A 15,098-nucleotide genomic window follows, 5' to 3' on the forward strand; every position below is an offset into this window, starting at 1 on the left:
TTAGCGAGGTCCTACTTGTAGATTTCGGGCAAGAACGTAGTCGAAATCGCTGGCATATAAGCAATCAGCAACACAACCAAGAACATGCAAAGAACAAAGGGAACGGCACGGGCGGCAATCTTGAGGATGGATTCCCCGGTTATGCCAGACACCACGAACAGGTTGAGCCCCAATGGCGGCGTGATGAAGCCTACGCCAAGAGCTGTGATCATCATGATGCAGAACTGTATCTCGTTCATGCCGATGTTGTCCGCGAGTGGTTTCAGGATAGGCGCAAGGATCACGATATTCGGCGTGGTTTCCATAACGCAACCGGCGGCGATCAGGATTCCGATCATCAGCAGGATCAGTAACCATGGTTCATCCGTCAGCCCGGTCACCGATGTCACAAAACCTTGCGGCACGCCCATGATGGCCAGCGCTTCGGCCAGCGGAGCCGAGAAAGCGATTATGGGAAGGATGACGCCGTTCACCTTTGCCGAACTGACCAGCATGGCGGGAAAATCCGCAAGGGACAGCGTCCGCAGAATAAAGCCCATGATGATTGTCACGACTACGGCCGTTGCACCCGCTTCTGTTGGTGTCAAGCGGCCCGAGAATATGCCGTAAAAGATGATGCCCGGCACGATAAACGCATACCAACCGGATTTTAGAGCACGGCCCAGATTACCCAACCATTCGGCCATCGTCATCTGTCCGCCACCTTCATAGGCGTAGATGCGGTTCACGATCAGGTTCGTGATCAGGATCGACAACAGGATCGCGATCCCCGGGATCAAGGCCGCAAGGAACAAGGTCGATGCGGATATCCCCAGAACAAGGCCGATGATGATATAGGCGATCGACGGTGGGATCAAAATGCCGGTACAGGCGCCTGCCGCCACCAGAGCGCAGGCATAGGGGCGCGGATAGCCGCTTTCGACCAAGCGTGCGATAGTCATACGTCCGACCGCGGCCGCACCAGCTGCGTCCGATCCCGAAATGGCCGCAAACATGCCACAGACAAGAACCGTGGCAGACCCGAAACCACCCTTGGTGAAACACGTCAATGCCTCGGCAACATCAAGGAATTTTCGACTGAGCCCGGTTCGGACCAGCACGTCCCCTGTCAGGATAAACAGCGGCACCGCCGTCAGCGCGAAGGCGTCAATGCCGGTGAACAGCTTTTCACCAACAAGGCTCAGGGGAAGGTCGCCGGACATGACCAGCATCAGGATCGCCGAAGTCCCGATGGCGGCCCAAACCGGAACCGCCAGTGCAATCAGCGAGACGAATATGATAACGGGGAGATAGAAATCCCAACCCAGCTCGACGGTTTGATCAAAGGTTTGCCAAAGCATTCAATTCATCCCTCAATCAAAGAGTGTGTCGCCCTCAAAAACGGGTTTGCCCGTTCTGAGAGAATGGATGTCGCGCAGTAGGGATTGAATCAGCCGCAATATGATCAGGCCGAACCCCAATGGAACCGCCATCAGGAACCATACTTTGGAAATGCGCAGCCCGTCCGTGACCGACCCGAATTTGGCAGACACATGCACGGCTTCGTAGGACCAATAGAGGGCAATCACAGCAACACCGAACATCACCAGGTCGCCAAAGATATACAGCAAAGCCTTCGGACGCGGCCCAAGGTAGTGCATCAGCACGTCAATGCGGATATGCGCGCGCTCTTTCACTGCAGCCGCAGCACCAATCCATGCGAGATAGATGAAGGAGTACCGCACAATTTCTTCGCCCCAGATCGAGGAAAAAGAGAATATTTCCCGGCGCAGCACCTCGATCGCCATGGTGATGACAAGCATCACGTAGAAGACCAGAAGCAACCAGCGCTCGGCGTCTCTATCAATTCGGCGCAAAAAGCTCATGTGAGAACCTGCTGATTTGCCTAGCAAAACGAACCGCGCTGAAGCGTTTGGATTTTACTGAGGCGGGAGAATATTGGTGATCGGGCGCGCGTGGAGGCACGCCCGACCCGACTGTTAAGCGTCATGCACGTAGTACTTGCCTTGGGTACCTGCGGCTTCTTCCATCTTGGCGAAGTTGTCCATGGACCCGGCCAGATCGATCTTGAACTCGTCCCATTCGGACCGTTGGTAGCCACCAGCGGCTTTCCATTCGGCCAGTTGCTCTTCGCTGAGCGAGTGGAATTCGACACCTGCTTTGATCAGTTCGGCCATAGCGTAGGCGCGGGCCGATGGCACTTTGGCAAGGTTCTGGTGCGAGGTCATCTCGGACCCCCACATGATCCCTTCCTGCACGTCGGCGGGCATTGAGTTAAACCATTCCAGGTTGCACGAATAAACTTGGCTGTCTGGCACGGCCTGGGTGAAAGTCACATGGCTCAGGATATCTTTGAAACCAAAGACTTCGAGCGCACCCACGGACGGGTCAAGCGCGTCAGCGACGCCCTGTTTGATCGCAGACGGGGTTTCTCCCCAGGCCACAGGCGTCGGATTTGCACCAACCATGCGATAGTATTGCTGCAGCATCTTCGAGCCGGGAACGCGGAACTTGACGCCGGACAGATCGCCGGGTGTCAGGACCGGTCCGGGGCCGCCCTTGCGGATGGCGACGACACGCGGGTCGATATTGATGTAAAACAGCGCCTTAAAGCCGTTTTCTTCGACCTTCGGCTCGACCGAGTCTTTCCAGAACTGCGAGTTGACGAGGTTTGTGAAACGCTGGTTCGATCCGCACAGATACGGCATGTTGATCAGGTCAACGGTCGACGCAAACGGCGCGAAATTCGAAAGCGAATGCTGTGCTGCCTGAATTGTGCCACCCTGCACCGCCTGCACCAGCGCGCCGCCTGCACCCAGCTGCCCGCCAGGCGCGAGTTTGACATAGATCTTGCCGTTGGTCGCGTTCTGGATGTTTTCCTTCAGGTCCAGCTGCATGATTGGATAACCACGCGACGCACCGACTGGATAGGCAGTTGCCAGAACCATGATATGGTCCGCGGCAGCCTCACGGTCGCGCTCTTCGCTGGCACTTTGCGCTGCAGCTTCAGTTGACCACAACGTCCCCGCAGCACCAGCTACCATGGCCGCCGTGAAGCCGCCTGTTGCCGTCAATTTCAGAAAATTTCGGCGTGCTGCCGACGCAAGGTCCTTGCGATCTTTGTCCATTATGTTTCCTCCCAGAAATCCTTAGCTGCCGTTCTTTTTGTTTCGGTCAGCCTCTTTTTGAAGAATGGCGACGACAAACAATATCGACGCGGCAAACAGAACCAGCATTTCGCCCACGTCCCCAAGGAATGCGCTTGCTGCAAAGGCCCCCAGAGCGACGTTGGCGAAGTAGATGACAAAGACGATCAGCGAGGCGGTAAGGAACATAAAACAGGATCCGAAAAGGTTGCAGTTCTGAGCGACACTGTAAGCGCTTACATTTGATTCGTGCAAGCGCTTACATTGAGGCGCATTTTTTGGCGCTCTCGGCGATTGCGGACAGGAAGACCCCAAGCAGCGACCAAAGTAATACTATTATGGTCGGATACATTCTGAAAATTCATCGTGTTAGCCAAGTCGCCGTACAACAAGAACGGTAGGCCGGGTTCCACACCGCTGCATCAGCCGATGCGCGGGATATCAAAAGCCCCGACCGTGAACTTATGGAGAAAATCAATAAATGAGATGACCAATCTGCAGGCGGTAGCGAGTATCTCGCCCCCTGCATCCCGCTATGGCAATTTGATCGGAGGCGACTTTTGCAAGCCAAAGGCAGGCAGGTAATTTGAGAATCTAAGTCCGATCACCGGCCAGCCCATTGACCAGATCGCACGGTCTGATGCTTCAGTCGTTGAGGCCGCGCTGGACCCAGCGCATTCGGCTGCCGATGCCTGAGGTTCGACCAGCGTGGCCGAGCGCGCGAATGTTCTCATGCGGATAGAGCAAAAGCTGGAAGACAATCTGGAGCTGCAGGCTATTGCGTGGTCCTGAATTCGGCCAAGCAACGCCAGCGACAATCATGGTGTTCTGTGAACTGATCGCGGATATCCTGCCTGCTGGCGTGTTGAATATGGTTAACGGATTTGGCCTTGAGGCGGGTATAGGGCCCTGCGGCGTTCATTTCGCATATAATACGTTTTCTTCAATTCTGATTGAATTCTCTCAAGACACGGAAGCCGGACAGTTTTGACCGCCAATCAATGCCTAACCTCGTTACGAACCATGACGAACTCAAAGCCAAACTATATGGCAGAGCGGTTGGAGAAGGCTCATGCCATCGCCGAATTCACTGACCTGTATATGACAGAAATTGCATTGGCCTGTGGATTTGTTTCCTGTACGACGCTTTCGCAGCGATACAAGCGAAGATTTGGTAGAACACCAGTCGATCAGCTCATGAAGCAGAGCGCATAGAGGTGCAAAATCATATGTGTCTACAAGGCGTTTTCGCTGATTGCGACGAGCAATGACAGTACATGCGATCCTCATCGTACTGTTTGCGGCTTTCCTTCATGCGCTGTGGAATGCGGTCGTAAAGGGCGCGCCTGACAAGGCCATTATGTTGGGATTAATCTCGATCGGGCATGCCATACCTGCGCTTGCCGTGCTTCCTTTTACGGGCTTTCCAGTAATGGCTGCAATTCCATACATTATTGGTTCCACCTTGATTCATTGGGGATACTACTGGTTTCTCAACACCGCCTACCTTTACGGCGATTTATCGGTGGTGTACCCCATCTCGCGCGGGATAACGCCCATATTAGTGGCGTTGGGAGCGGTCTTTCTTGCCGGTGAATTCCTTCCTCCAGGCGCGTGGATCGGTATTGTCTGCATTTCGGCCGGCATCGGTTGCCTGTCTTTTGGCGGACTTGGAAAGGGCACGAACTGGGTAGGCATCGCGGCGGCATTCGGAACTGGTTTGATGATTGCTTCCTACTCTTTGGTTGACGGTATTGGCGTGAGATTGTCAGGGAATACGCTTGGATATATCACGGTATTGTTCGTGGCCGAGATCTTCGTGGCGGGGTTCATCTTCTCGACCCGATGGGAACGCCTCATCGCACTTCCAAAGAGATATGTCTGGTCAGGCTTAGCAGGAGGAATCATTTCCGGCTTAGCCTATGGTCTGGTGCTCTATGTTAAGAGTTTCGCACCGTTGGGTGTCGTATCGGCGCTCCGAGAAAGTTCGGTCATCTTCGCTTCAATAATTGGTGTGATGTGGTTTGGAGAGGGTCCAAAATCCAACAGGCTCCTGGCGGCGATAATCGTGGCAGTTGGAATTGTGGTTCTGGCCCTAACAAGATGACGTACAAGTTGGACTAAGGAGAAGGAAGTTGCGGGATAACGAGTCCAAGGCGCAGGTCTTTAACTTCGGATAAGGTCGCCGCACGTATCTTATAGCCCGCGAGGCGCTTCTTGCCAGCTTCAAGGAGTTCTTTGGACCAGCTATAGTACAGACTCTGAGCGATGCCTGCCCGGCAGCACAGCGCCGCAATGCTGTCTTCACCCTAGAGCCTGTCCAGAACGATCCTGATCTTCTCTTCCGCTGAATAGTGCTTGCGGGTAGCAGTATGTAGCCTCGGATTTCGTAGCCCACCGCCCGTTCGATGGGCCAATGCCGAAGCGTACTGATTTGAACGGAACTCTTGGGTGACTGGTGCAGGGAGAGTTCCTATCTCATATCAATGGGGTATGACACTCAATTCCGAGCGCTAGGGCGGATTGCCTTACATAGGTTTTGCTTATGATGTGGAAGGTATAATCGATTTTTCTTGATCTATTTATCTGTCACACTGCCGGGGCATGGAACTGCAAATAAGCGCTGCTCAAGAATGGCGTTCCCGAAAATAATCAACCGACAGAGGATCACGATGAAACATAAGACCAAATTTCTTGCAGCCCTGGCCGTAAGCTCCTTGACTGCTACAGTTGCGTTATCTGAAACCGAATTGACAGTTTACACAGCCGTCGAAGCTGAAGACCTGGCGCGCTACGCTGAGACGTTCAATGCGAGCAATCCGGACATCAAAATCAACTGGGTGCGGGATTCGACCGGGATCATCACCGCCAAACTGTTGGCCGAGAGGGACAACCCTCAGGCAGACGTCGTGTGGGGTCTCGCAGCCACTTCGCTGTTGTTGCTCAAGTCCGAAGGTATGCTGGAGCCTTACGCGCCTGCGGGTGTTGGCGACCTAGACGCGAAATTTGTCGATGGCGACAATCCTCCGGCGTGGGTTGGCATGGACGCTTGGGTTGCGGCAGTTTGCTACAATACCGTCGAGGCCGAGAAAGCGGGACTGACGCCGCCGACATCGTGGAAGGATCTTACAGACCCCATGTATAAGGATCAGGTGATCATGCCAAATCCGAACTCGTCGGGCACTGGTTTCCTTGATGTTTCAAGTTGGCTGCAGATGTTCGGCGAAGAAGGCGGCTGGGAGTACATGGACGGATTGCACGAGAACATCGCGCGATATACCCACTCTGGTTCAAAGCCGTGCAAACTGGCTGCTGCAGGTGAGATCCCGATTGGCATTTCTTTTGCTTTCCGTGGTGCTAAGTCGAAAGCTGATGGTGCGCCGCTTGAGATTATTGTCCCGTCAGAAGGTGTCGGCTGGGACATGGAAGCGACCGCTATTGTTGCCGGTACTGCAAATCTCGAAGCCGCGCAGAAACTGGTTGATTTCACCGTCACCAAGGAAGCCAACGAGATGTACAACACAGGGTACGCCGTTGTCGCCTATCCTGGCGTCGCAAAACCGGTCGAGCACTTCCCTGAAGGTCTTCTGGATGCGATGATCGACAACGACTTTGAATTTGCCGCCAACAACCGCGCGGCGATACTGAAAGAATGGCAGTCTCGCTATGACGGGAAGTCTGAAGCGAAGTAAACCAACCTGCAGAAGAGGTGTAAGCACCTCTTCTGCACACCACTCTATTTTTCCAAACAACGCGACCAGCGCGCCCGGCTTCAACCGGCCCAGATCGGCCGTTCCCGAGGTGCAGATATGAGGACCGCTCCCGTGCTTCAGAAAACCCCACCCGGTGAACTGTATCTAAGCATCCAGAATTTGTGGAAGGCGTTCGGCAGCTTTCTTGCACTCAAGGACATATCCCTCGAAATCAACGAAGGCGAATTTGTCTGCTTTCTGGGGCCGTCGGGTTGCGGCAAAACAACCTTGCTCCGGGCGATTGCGGGTCTCGATCTGCAAACCAAGGGCACTGTCATGCAAGACGGCAAAGATGTGTCAAATCTGCCGCCGTCAGAGCGTGATTTCGGAATTGTGTTTCAGTCTTACGCCTTGTTCCCGAACCTGACGATCGAAAAGAACATTGCTTTCGGCTTGGAAAACACTGGTCGCAGCAAATCGGATATTGCCGTTCGTGTCAGCGAACTGCTTCATTTGGTTGGGTTGCCTGAACAGGGTAAAAAGTATCCTGCGCAATTGTCCGGTGGCCAGCAGCAGCGGATTGCGTTGGCCCGCGCCATTGCGACCAACCCCGGTCTCTTGTTGCTGGATGAGCCGCTTTCGGCATTGGACGCAAAGGTGCGCGTCCATCTACGTCACGAAATCAAAGAGCTGCAGCGCAAACTGGGTGTGACTACTGTGATGGTTACGCATGATCAGGAAGAAGCGCTGGCGATGGCGGACCGGATCGTGGTCATGAATCATGGGGTTATCGAGCAGGTGGGGTCACCTACAGAAATTTACCGAGAACCCGCAAACTTGTTCGTCGCCGACTTCATCGGAGAAATGAACCAGATCCAGTCTCAGGTCACCAAGGGTGGTCGACTGAGCGTCGGCGAAAAGACCTTTGCGTGCCTCAGCCACACGTTCAACGACGGAATGCCAGCGATTGCGGCGATCCGACCCGAGGATATCATCCCGCATGAGGCTGGTTATCTCGATACCGGCGGCAACAGGAACTGCATCGACGTCACTCTCGATGAAATGGAATTCCTCGGGTCATTCTGGCGATGCCGCTTAAGCAACGAGCGATTTGGATCTTCGGAACTGATCGCAGATTTTTCGATCAATGCCGTGCGCCGCCTAGAACTGGAAGAGGGTAGGACCATGGTGATTGAACTGCCCGAAAACCGGCTAATGGCCTTTGATGTTCCGGAGACGGCAGCATGAGCGAGATTTCAACCAACCCGGGGACTCTTCCAGCCGGGCCTGACATCAAACCCAAGCTCAGCAGGGATGACATCCTGATGCGCGGCAGCATGTTCGTGATCGCACTCTATCTGGTCGCGACGTTGATCCTGCCGCTTTACACGATGCTTTCCAAGTCATTCTCGACATATCGGATGGAGTTGTCGCAATACGAGTTTCAGGTCAGTGACGAGGCGGGGCAATTTGACGGAACCATCCTGTCAGCCGACACACTGAACGAACAAATCGGGGCTTTTTCAGGCACCGAACTGTCTACCGGCTCAGACGGGCGGCTATCGGTAACCGAGCTTTTTCCCGATTTCAGCTTTCGCAGTCCGGTCATGTACCAAATCCGTAACACGAGCGACACCGGGCGGTTTCTTGTCGGTTCTACGCTGCAAGACAATACGGATTGGGTCACGCTCGATTCCAATCAGTTCCGGCGGGTTCAGCTGAGGCCAGTTCAATCGCGAGGCTTGGAAAATTTCGTCAACTACTTCTCAACCCCGGCACTGTTCAATTCTATCAAGAACTCCCTTTGGATTTCTGTAATTAGCACCATTGTCACAGTAACTTTGGCGTTCTGGTTCGCTTATGCGCTGAACCGGAGTTGCATGCGGTTCAAGGGTGTGTTTCGTCTGATTGCGATGGCTCCGATCCTGGTGCCTTCGCTCTTGCCCGGGATCGCGCTGGTCTATCTGTTCGGCAATCAGGGCATGATAAAAGAGTTGCTGTTCGGCGCCAGTATCTATGGTCCGATTGGCATCGTGATAGGCTCGGTGTTCTTCACCTTCCCGCACGCCTTCCTGATCATTTCAACGGCGCTGGCGATCTCTGATGCACGACTATACGAAGCTGCAGTCAGCCTGCGTTCAACGCCGTGGCGTACTTTTTGGACGGTCACCGTTCCCGGCGCGCGATATGGTCTGATCTCGGCCGCTTTCGTTGTATTTAATCTGGTCATAACTGATTTTGGTCTGCCAAAAGTGATTGGAGGTCAGTTCAACGTTCTGGCGGTTGATATCTACAAGCAGGTGATCGGCCAGCAGAACTTTGAAATGGGTGCCGTAGTCTCGGTCGTTCTGGTGATCCCGGCAATCCTGGCGTTCGCGATCGACCGCATGGTGCAATCAAAGCAGGTTGCCTTATTGTCGGCCCGGTCGGTCCCGTACCAGCCAACCCCAAATCGAAAGGCAGATCGGTTCTTTCTAGTCTATTGCTGTCTGATCGGTTTGTTCATCGTTGGGCTGCTGGCTGTGTGCCAATTCGCGGCGCTAATCAAGTTTTGGCCCTACGACCTGAGCCTGAGCCTGAAGAACTACGATTTCAACAAGATGGATGGTGGCGGTTGGGGCTCCTACATTAACTCGATCAAGCTGGCGCTTTTGACGGCGGTGATCGGTACTTCAGTCGTCTTCTTTGGTGCTTATCTGGTTGAAAAGTCGAACGGGTTTAGAACAGGTCGATCGATCTTTCAGATGTTCGCGATGCTGCCAATGGCGATCCCGGGCATGGTACTGGGCCTGTCATACATCTTCTTCTTCAATAGCCCGTCTAATCCGCTGAACGGTATCTACGGAACAATGGCAATTTTGGTGATCTGTACGGTGACACACTTCTATACTGTGTCGCACCTGACGGCAGTGACAGCGCTCAAGCAGATGGACAGAGAATTCGAGTCGGTATCAGCCTCGCTCAAGCAACCGACGATGAAGTTGTTTGCCCGTGTCACGGTCCCTGTTTGCCTGCCAGCCGTGCTGGACATATCAATCTATCTGTTCGTAAACGCAATGACGACGGTATCTGCGGTTGTGTTCCTATACTCGCCCAAAACCACGTTGGCATCTATTGCAGTGCTAAACATGGACGATGCGGGCGATATTGCGCCAGCTGCCGCAATGGGGATGATGATCTTCTACACAAACGCCGCAGCGCGGATCATCCACCTGATTGCTTCCAAAGGCGTCCTCGGTCGCACGCAAGCCTGGCGAACCCGCTGACAAGAAAACCCATTTAGGTATCTCCCCACCGATCACTGATTGGTGGGGTTTTGTTTTTCTTCTAGAACAGAATTGGCGAATTTCATGAAGGCGCGAATGGTCTTCACCTCACGCCGTTGGGAGAGATAGATCATACTTTCTCCCATTTGCAGGTCGACGTCTTGCAGCTTGATTTGTCTGAGACGGTCGTCGTGACCGTATTCTGCCTGGGACACGAACCCGATACCTGCACCTGATGCCACCAACTCTCTGACGGCCTCTCTTCCTTCGGCCACAATCGCCGGTTTCAGCGGCACCCCCCGTTTACTGGCTTCATCTTCGAGCTTTTGACGTGTTTTTGATCCCTGTTCCCTGAAGATGAGAGGCAACTCCGCCAACTCTGCGAGGGACAATGTAGGTTTTGAGGCGAGAAGCAAACTGCGGGCCGTGAATGCCACGATCTCGGTCGAACCGAGGCTAAGAACGCTCATGTCCTTGCCGGGAGACACGCTGCCAACAACACCAATTTCCGCATTGTAAGATCTGAGCTCCTCCAAAATATCCTCGGTGTTGCCAGCGCGGACGGTAATCGTAATGTTCGAATATTTTTCTCGGAACGGTCCCAGAAAGTCGGTCAAGTGGTGCGCGGAATCGGCAAGGATCCGCAGCTCGCCGTCGATCGCAGCCCTCGTTTCTGACAGATAGTCCTCAATCTGATCCTCGATCTCAAAATACTGTTTGGTGTACCGGTAAAGCTGCGTCCCCTCCGGGGTTAGGTTCACTCTTTTTCGCTCACGCTTGAACAACAACAAATCATGATCCTGCTCAAGTTTGCGAACCTGCTCTGAGATTGCTGGCTGCGTCAAAAAAAGCGCCTCCGCAGCACGCGAAAACCCACCATATTTGGCCACGAAATGAAAGGCTTTGAGCTGGCTATGTCGCATTTCAAACTCCTGAAGGTTCGAGCATAGGCTGAGCTTATAATTAGATTGATATTTGCAATTTCACATATAGCTGCGGTTGCTGCAACTGTGTCTTTGAAACGTTGATCTGGAGCTTGGTTATGACGTCTTCTTTTCCTCAAATTGAACAACCGCGTCTCGGCGAGCCCTATCTACTAACTCCTGGCCCCTTGACCACGTCATACGCCGTGAAAGAAGCCATGTTGAGGGATTGGGGAAGCTGGGATGATGACTTTCGGGGTATGACCCAGGAGTTGCGCTCCAGTCTTTTGGCATTGCTTGGCGAGGGCGCCGATGAGTTTGACTGCGTACCGATGCAGGGGAGCGGATCGTTTTCAGTAGAGGCAATGCTGGCTTCGTTCATTCCGCGCGATGGCAAGGCATTGGTGCTGGCCAATGGCGCTTACGGTCAGCGCTCGGCGCAAACGCTCGAGTATCTGGAACGCGATCATGTTGTTTTGGACAAGGGCGACTATCTGCCGCCGCGTGGCTCAGAAGTTGCCGAGATTCTGGCGAATGATTCCGCGATCACCCATGTCGTTGCTATCCACTGCGAAACAAGCTCGGGCATTCTGAATCCGGTAGAGGAAATATCGGAGGCGGTTTACGCCGCTGGTCGCAAGCTTCTTGTCGACTCAATGTCAGCCTTTGGTGCGATCGAGTTGAAGCCTACGGAAGTCCGCTATGAGGCAATGGTTTCGTCCGCCAACAAGTGTATTGAGGGTGTTCCGGGGTTTGGGTTCATAATCGCGCGCAAGAACGAGCTTGAGGATGCCAAGGGTAACAGTCATTCGCTGTCTCTGGACGTTCACGCGCAGTGGGCGCATATGAACAAAACCGGTCAATGGCGATTTACGCCGCCCACCCATGTGGTTGCCGCTTTCATCGAAGCCCTCAGGGCACATGCGGCTGAGGGCGGCGTTTCCGGTCGCGGAGCCCGATACACCAGCAACAGGGATGTTGTGGTCGCCGGCATGCGTGAGCTGGGTTTCGAAACTCTGCTCGACAATCGCTGGCTGAGCCCAATCATCGTAACATTCTTCTGCCCGGCCGATGAAAACTTTGTCTTTGATCAGTTCTACAATCTGATGAAAGAAAAAGGCTTCATCATTTACCCCGGCAAGTTGACCGTCGTCGACAGCTTCCGCGTTGGGTGCATCGGTCAGATGGACGACAAGGTTATGCGGAAAGTTGTAATTGCCGCAAAGGAAACTTTGGAAAAAATGGGTGTGTCGAGTGCCACACCTCCTCTCCAAGCTTTAGAAGAACGCGCCAAACTGGCCGCTTAAGGATCAAGGAACAAACCAAATGACCATCCACACCCCTGTTGAAGCCAACGAGCGTGTCTACCCGATGCCCAAAGTGCCCGCCATTGCCATCTGCCTTGACGGCTGTGAGCCAGAATACCTGGACAAAGCTATTGCTGACGGTCTGATGCCGACTCTCAAGCGAATGCGCGAAACCGGCACTGACCGGCTGGCCCATTCGGTGATCCCGTCGTTTACCAACCCTAACAACCTCAGCATTGCGACTGGCCGTCCGCCTATCGTGCACGGCATCTGTGGAAACTATCTGATTGATCCGGACAGTGGTGAAGAAGTGATGATGAACGATGTGCGCTTTTTGCGTGCACCGACCGTGTTCAAGCAGTTCTATGACGCTGGCGCCAAGGTGGCCATAGTCACCGCGAAGGACAAGCTGCGCGCGTTGTTGGGGGCGGGTCTGAAGTTCGACGACGACCGGGCCAAATGCTTCTCTGCGGAAAAGTCCGACACGTCGACCCAGGCTGAGCATGGTCAGGAGAAAGCAAGCGCATGGTTGGGCATGGCCCAACCCGAGGTCTATTCGGCAGAGTTGTCCGAGTTTGTCTTTGCTGCGGGTGTCAAGTTGCTGAAAGAGTGGAAACCAGATGTGATGTATCTGACCACCACCGACTACGTGCAGCACAAATACGCACCCGATCAGGCCGAGGCCAAGGCATTCTATGAGATGTTTGACAAATATCTAACCGAACTGGACGCCATGGGCGCTGCCATCGTGGTCACCGCCGACCACGGCATGAAGCCCAAGCACCACGCCGATGGCTCGCCCAGCGTAGTATATGTGCAGGATCTGGTGGATGAATGGCTGGGCAAGGACGCGGCCCGTGTCATCTTGCCGATCACGGACCCCTATGTGGTGCACCACGGCGCGCTCGGGTCGTTTGCCACCTGCTATCTGCCCGAAGACGCGGATCGCAACGACATCATCGGCAAACTGAAAGCTACACCCGGCATCACCCACGTGTTGACCAAGGAAGAAGCGATCAAGCGTTTTGAACTGCCCGGTGACCGCATTGGTGATATCGTGATGGTCTCGGGTGAAAACATCTGTATCGGTACCTCTGAAGACCGCCACGATCTGGCCGCTCTCAACGAGCCGCTGCGCAGCCACGGTGGACTGACCGAGCAGGAAGTTCCATTCATCGTAAACCGGGTTATCGACTTGGGGACTGCGCCCGAGTTGCGCAATTTTGATGCGTTTTTCTATGCAACTACAGCGGCGGCGCAGTAATCCATGAAAGATCAAACCATGTCTAAAATCGAAATCCGCAATGAAGGAATGCGCATCGGGGGCGAGATCGTCTTTACCGACGAAACGGTGCCGGTTCTGTACCCATACACAAACGAGATTGTCGGGCATGTACCCGCCGGCAAGGCAGAACATGCGCGCAAAGCGTTCGAAGTCGCGGCGAATTACACTCCAAAGCTCACACGGTATGAGCGCAGCCAGATCCTGCAGCGTGCGGGCGAGTTGATTGGTGAACGTCGTGAATACCTTGCCAAATGGCTGACGTTGGAACTGGGTATCTGTCACCAGCATGCGATTTATGAGACCAAGCGTGCGCAAGATGTCTATCAGTTCGCCGCCGCTGAGGCGATGAAGGATGATGGCGAGATCTTTTCATGCGACCTGACCCATAATGGCAAAGATCGAAAAATATTCACCATGCGCGAGCCGGTGAATGCGATTTCGGCAATCACACCATTCAATCATCCACTTAACATGGTCAGCCACAAGATCGCGCCATCAATCGCGACCAACAACTGCATGGTGTGTAAGCCGACGGAACTGACGCCACTGACGGCGCTGACATTAGCTGACATCCTCTACGACGCGGGTCTACCACCCGAGATGTTCCAAGTGGTTACCGGCTGGCCAGGTGACATTGGCGACGAGATGATCACCAATGAAAACATCGACATCATCACATTCACCGGCGGCGTGCCGGTGGGTAAGATGATCGCCGAAAAAGGCGTTTACAAGCGGCAAGCTCTGGAACTGGGGGGCAATGACCCTCTGATCGTTTTGAACGATCTTTCTGACGCGGACCTTGAGAAGGCCGCGACCATTGCTGTGGCAGGCGCCACCGGCAATTCGGGTCAGCGCTGCACTGCGATCAAACGTATTCTGGTGCAAGAAAGCGTGGCCGACAAGTTTGTGCCATTGGTTCTGGAAAAGGCGAAGAAGATCAAGTTCGGCGACCCACAAGACCCCGAGACCGAACTGGGCTGTGTCATCCATGACAAGGCAGCTGAACTGTTCGAAAAACGCGTTTACATGGCCGAGGCCGACGGCGCAGAAATCCTCTATCATCCGGGCCGTCAGGGTGCACTACTGCCGCCCATCGTGGTCGATAAGGTCCCCCATGACAGCGAGCTGGTGATGGAAGAAACCTTTGGCCCCATTGTGCCCATCGTTCGGGTTCCGGACAATGACGACGAGGTGATGCGTATTTCGAACGGTACCGAATTCGGCCTCAGCTCAGGCGTCTGTACGAACGACTTGAACCGTGCGATTGCCTTTATCAACGGTCTGAACGTGGGCACCTGCAACATTTGGGAACAACCCGGATACCGTATCGAAATGTCCCCCTTCGGAGGCATCAAGGACAGCGGTAATGGGGTTAAAGAAGGTGTCATCGAGGCAATGAAGTTTTTTACTAACGTAAAAACTTACTCGCTGCCCTGGCCACGCTAGTTTTTGTGCCCCGTCCCGACCCGGGTCGGGGCA

Annotated in this window: 14 protein-coding genes and 1 pseudogene; 8 read left to right on the forward strand and 7 right to left on the reverse strand. The window is 54.1% G+C overall.

What is annotated here, in order from left to right:
* Positions 1-11: 11 nt before the first annotated feature.
* The 5 genes from AC2FIZ_RS12155 to AC2FIZ_RS12175 form a co-directional block, all read right to left on the reverse strand.
* Positions 12-1,340 (reverse strand): TRAP transporter large permease, encoded by a 1,329-nt coding sequence (locus AC2FIZ_RS12155; protein ID WP_142637703.1) that lies wholly within the window; start codon positions 1,338-1,340, stop codon positions 12-14.
* 12 nt (positions 1,341-1,352) lie between these two features.
* Positions 1,353-1,865 carry a TRAP transporter small permease gene (locus tag AC2FIZ_RS12160; protein ID WP_281973202.1) on the reverse strand — a complete coding sequence of 171 codons (513 nt, stop codon included), beginning with the start codon at positions 1,863-1,865 and terminating at the stop codon, positions 1,353-1,355.
* Positions 1,866-1,979: 114 nt separating this feature from the next.
* The gene (locus AC2FIZ_RS12165) at positions 1,980-3,128 is read right to left on the reverse strand and encodes a TRAP transporter substrate-binding protein (protein ID WP_496690041.1); all 1,149 of its coding nucleotides are present in this window, start codon (positions 3,126-3,128) and stop codon (positions 1,980-1,982) included.
* 21 nt (positions 3,129-3,149) lie between these two features.
* Complete coding sequence (locus AC2FIZ_RS12170; RefSeq protein ID WP_142637697.1) at positions 3,150-3,335, reverse strand: hypothetical protein; 186 nt, start codon at positions 3,333-3,335, stop codon at positions 3,150-3,152.
* 344 nt (positions 3,336-3,679) lie between these two features.
* Positions 3,680-3,880 (reverse strand): hypothetical protein, encoded by a 201-nt coding sequence (locus AC2FIZ_RS12175; RefSeq protein ID WP_281973204.1) that lies wholly within the window; start codon positions 3,878-3,880, stop codon positions 3,680-3,682.
* A gap of 313 nt (positions 3,881-4,193) precedes the next feature.
* On the opposite strand from AC2FIZ_RS12175, the gene AC2FIZ_RS12180 reads away from it, so the two are divergent.
* Together AC2FIZ_RS12180 and AC2FIZ_RS12185 are read left to right on the forward strand one after the other, a co-directional pair.
* Positions 4,194-4,361: a helix-turn-helix domain-containing protein gene (locus AC2FIZ_RS12180; protein WP_425595601.1), complete on the forward strand. Its 168-nt coding sequence runs from the start codon at positions 4,194-4,196 to the stop codon at positions 4,359-4,361.
* Between the two features lie 52 nt (positions 4,362-4,413).
* Positions 4,414-5,253 carry a DMT family transporter gene (locus AC2FIZ_RS12185; RefSeq protein WP_281973205.1) on the forward strand — a complete coding sequence of 280 codons (840 nt, stop codon included), beginning with the start codon at positions 4,414-4,416 and terminating at the stop codon, positions 5,251-5,253.
* Between the two features lie 49 nt (positions 5,254-5,302).
* On the opposite strand, the pseudogene AC2FIZ_RS12190 reads toward AC2FIZ_RS12185, so the two are convergent.
* Positions 5,303-5,563 (reverse strand): annotated as a pseudogene (locus AC2FIZ_RS12190) (transposase); the annotation flags it as partial.
* Between the two features lie 255 nt (positions 5,564-5,818).
* On the opposite strand from AC2FIZ_RS12190, the gene AC2FIZ_RS12195 reads away from it, so the two are divergent.
* The 3 genes from AC2FIZ_RS12195 (at position 5,819) to AC2FIZ_RS12205 (ending at position 10,104) form a co-directional block, all read left to right on the forward strand.
* On the forward strand, positions 5,819-6,838 hold the full coding sequence (locus AC2FIZ_RS12195; RefSeq protein ID WP_281973206.1) for a putative 2-aminoethylphosphonate ABC transporter substrate-binding protein: 1,020 nt from the start codon (positions 5,819-5,821) through the stop codon (positions 6,836-6,838).
* 132 nt (positions 6,839-6,970) lie between these two features.
* The gene (locus AC2FIZ_RS12200) at positions 6,971-8,086 is read left to right on the forward strand and encodes a putative 2-aminoethylphosphonate ABC transporter ATP-binding protein (protein ID WP_281973207.1); all 1,116 of its coding nucleotides are present in this window, start codon (positions 6,971-6,973) and stop codon (positions 8,084-8,086) included.
* Positions 8,083-10,104 carry a putative 2-aminoethylphosphonate ABC transporter permease subunit gene (locus AC2FIZ_RS12205; protein WP_282027725.1) on the forward strand — a complete coding sequence of 674 codons (2,022 nt, stop codon included), beginning with the start codon at positions 8,083-8,085 and terminating at the stop codon, positions 10,102-10,104. The genes AC2FIZ_RS12200 and AC2FIZ_RS12205 overlap by 4 nt, the downstream gene beginning before the upstream one ends.
* Before the next feature lie 32 nt (positions 10,105-10,136).
* On the opposite strand, the gene AC2FIZ_RS12210 is transcribed toward AC2FIZ_RS12205, so the two are convergent.
* Positions 10,137-11,027, reverse strand: a complete 891-nt coding sequence (locus AC2FIZ_RS12210) for a LysR substrate-binding domain-containing protein (protein WP_142637687.1) — start codon at positions 11,025-11,027, stop codon at positions 10,137-10,139.
* A 119-nt stretch (positions 11,028-11,146) separates the two neighbouring features.
* On the opposite strand from AC2FIZ_RS12210, the gene AC2FIZ_RS12215 reads away from it, so the two are divergent.
* Genes AC2FIZ_RS12215 through phnY form a run of 3 tightly spaced genes read left to right on the forward strand, consistent with a single transcriptional unit; the run spans position 11,147 to position 15,065 of the window.
* Entirely contained in the window at positions 11,147-12,334 is a 1,188-nt protein-coding gene (locus tag AC2FIZ_RS12215; RefSeq protein WP_281995490.1) for a 2-aminoethylphosphonate--pyruvate transaminase, read from the forward strand.
* 19 nt (positions 12,335-12,353) lie between these two features.
* Positions 12,354-13,598, forward strand: a complete 1,245-nt coding sequence (gene phnA / locus AC2FIZ_RS12220; protein WP_271949911.1) for a phosphonoacetate hydrolase — start codon at positions 12,354-12,356, stop codon at positions 13,596-13,598.
* 3 nt (positions 13,599-13,601) lie between these two features.
* Entirely contained in the window at positions 13,602-15,065 is a 1,464-nt protein-coding gene (phnY, locus tag AC2FIZ_RS12225) for a phosphonoacetaldehyde dehydrogenase (RefSeq protein ID WP_271949908.1), read from the forward strand.
* The last annotated feature ends 33 nt before the right edge of the window (positions 15,066-15,098 follow it).

The sequence above is a fragment of the Ruegeria sp. CDSB022 genome, from assembly GCF_059611145.1.

Coding starts and splice junctions, on each gene's coding strand:
- phnY (WP_271949908.1), top strand. CDS start 13,602: ATGAAAGATCAAACCATGTCTAAAATCGAAATCCGCAATGAAGGAATG.
- AC2FIZ_RS12195 (WP_281973206.1), top strand. CDS start 5,819: ATGAAACATAAGACCAAATTTCTTGCAGCCCTGGCCGTAAGCTCCTTG.
- AC2FIZ_RS12160 (WP_281973202.1), bottom strand. CDS start 1,865: ATGAGCTTTTTGCGCCGAATTGATAGAGACGCCGAGCGCTGGTTGCTT.
- phnA (WP_271949911.1), top strand. CDS start 12,354: ATGACCATCCACACCCCTGTTGAAGCCAACGAGCGTGTCTACCCGATG.
- AC2FIZ_RS12175 (WP_281973204.1), bottom strand. CDS start 3,880: ATGAGAACATTCGCGCGCTCGGCCACGCTGGTCGAACCTCAGGCATCG.
- AC2FIZ_RS12185 (WP_281973205.1), top strand. CDS start 4,414: ATGACAGTACATGCGATCCTCATCGTACTGTTTGCGGCTTTCCTTCAT.
- AC2FIZ_RS12155 (WP_142637703.1), bottom strand. CDS start 1,340: ATGCTTTGGCAAACCTTTGATCAAACCGTCGAGCTGGGTTGGGATTTC.
- AC2FIZ_RS12215 (WP_281995490.1), top strand. CDS start 11,147: ATGACGTCTTCTTTTCCTCAAATTGAACAACCGCGTCTCGGCGAGCCC.
- AC2FIZ_RS12205 (WP_282027725.1), top strand. CDS start 8,083: ATGAGCGAGATTTCAACCAACCCGGGGACTCTTCCAGCCGGGCCTGAC.
- AC2FIZ_RS12180 (WP_425595601.1), top strand. CDS start 4,194: ATGGCAGAGCGGTTGGAGAAGGCTCATGCCATCGCCGAATTCACTGAC.
- AC2FIZ_RS12170 (WP_142637697.1), bottom strand. CDS start 3,335: ATGTTCCTTACCGCCTCGCTGATCGTCTTTGTCATCTACTTCGCCAAC.
- AC2FIZ_RS12210 (WP_142637687.1), bottom strand. CDS start 11,027: ATGCGACATAGCCAGCTCAAAGCCTTTCATTTCGTGGCCAAATATGGT.
- AC2FIZ_RS12165 (WP_496690041.1), bottom strand. CDS start 3,128: ATGGACAAAGATCGCAAGGACCTTGCGTCGGCAGCACGCCGAAATTTT.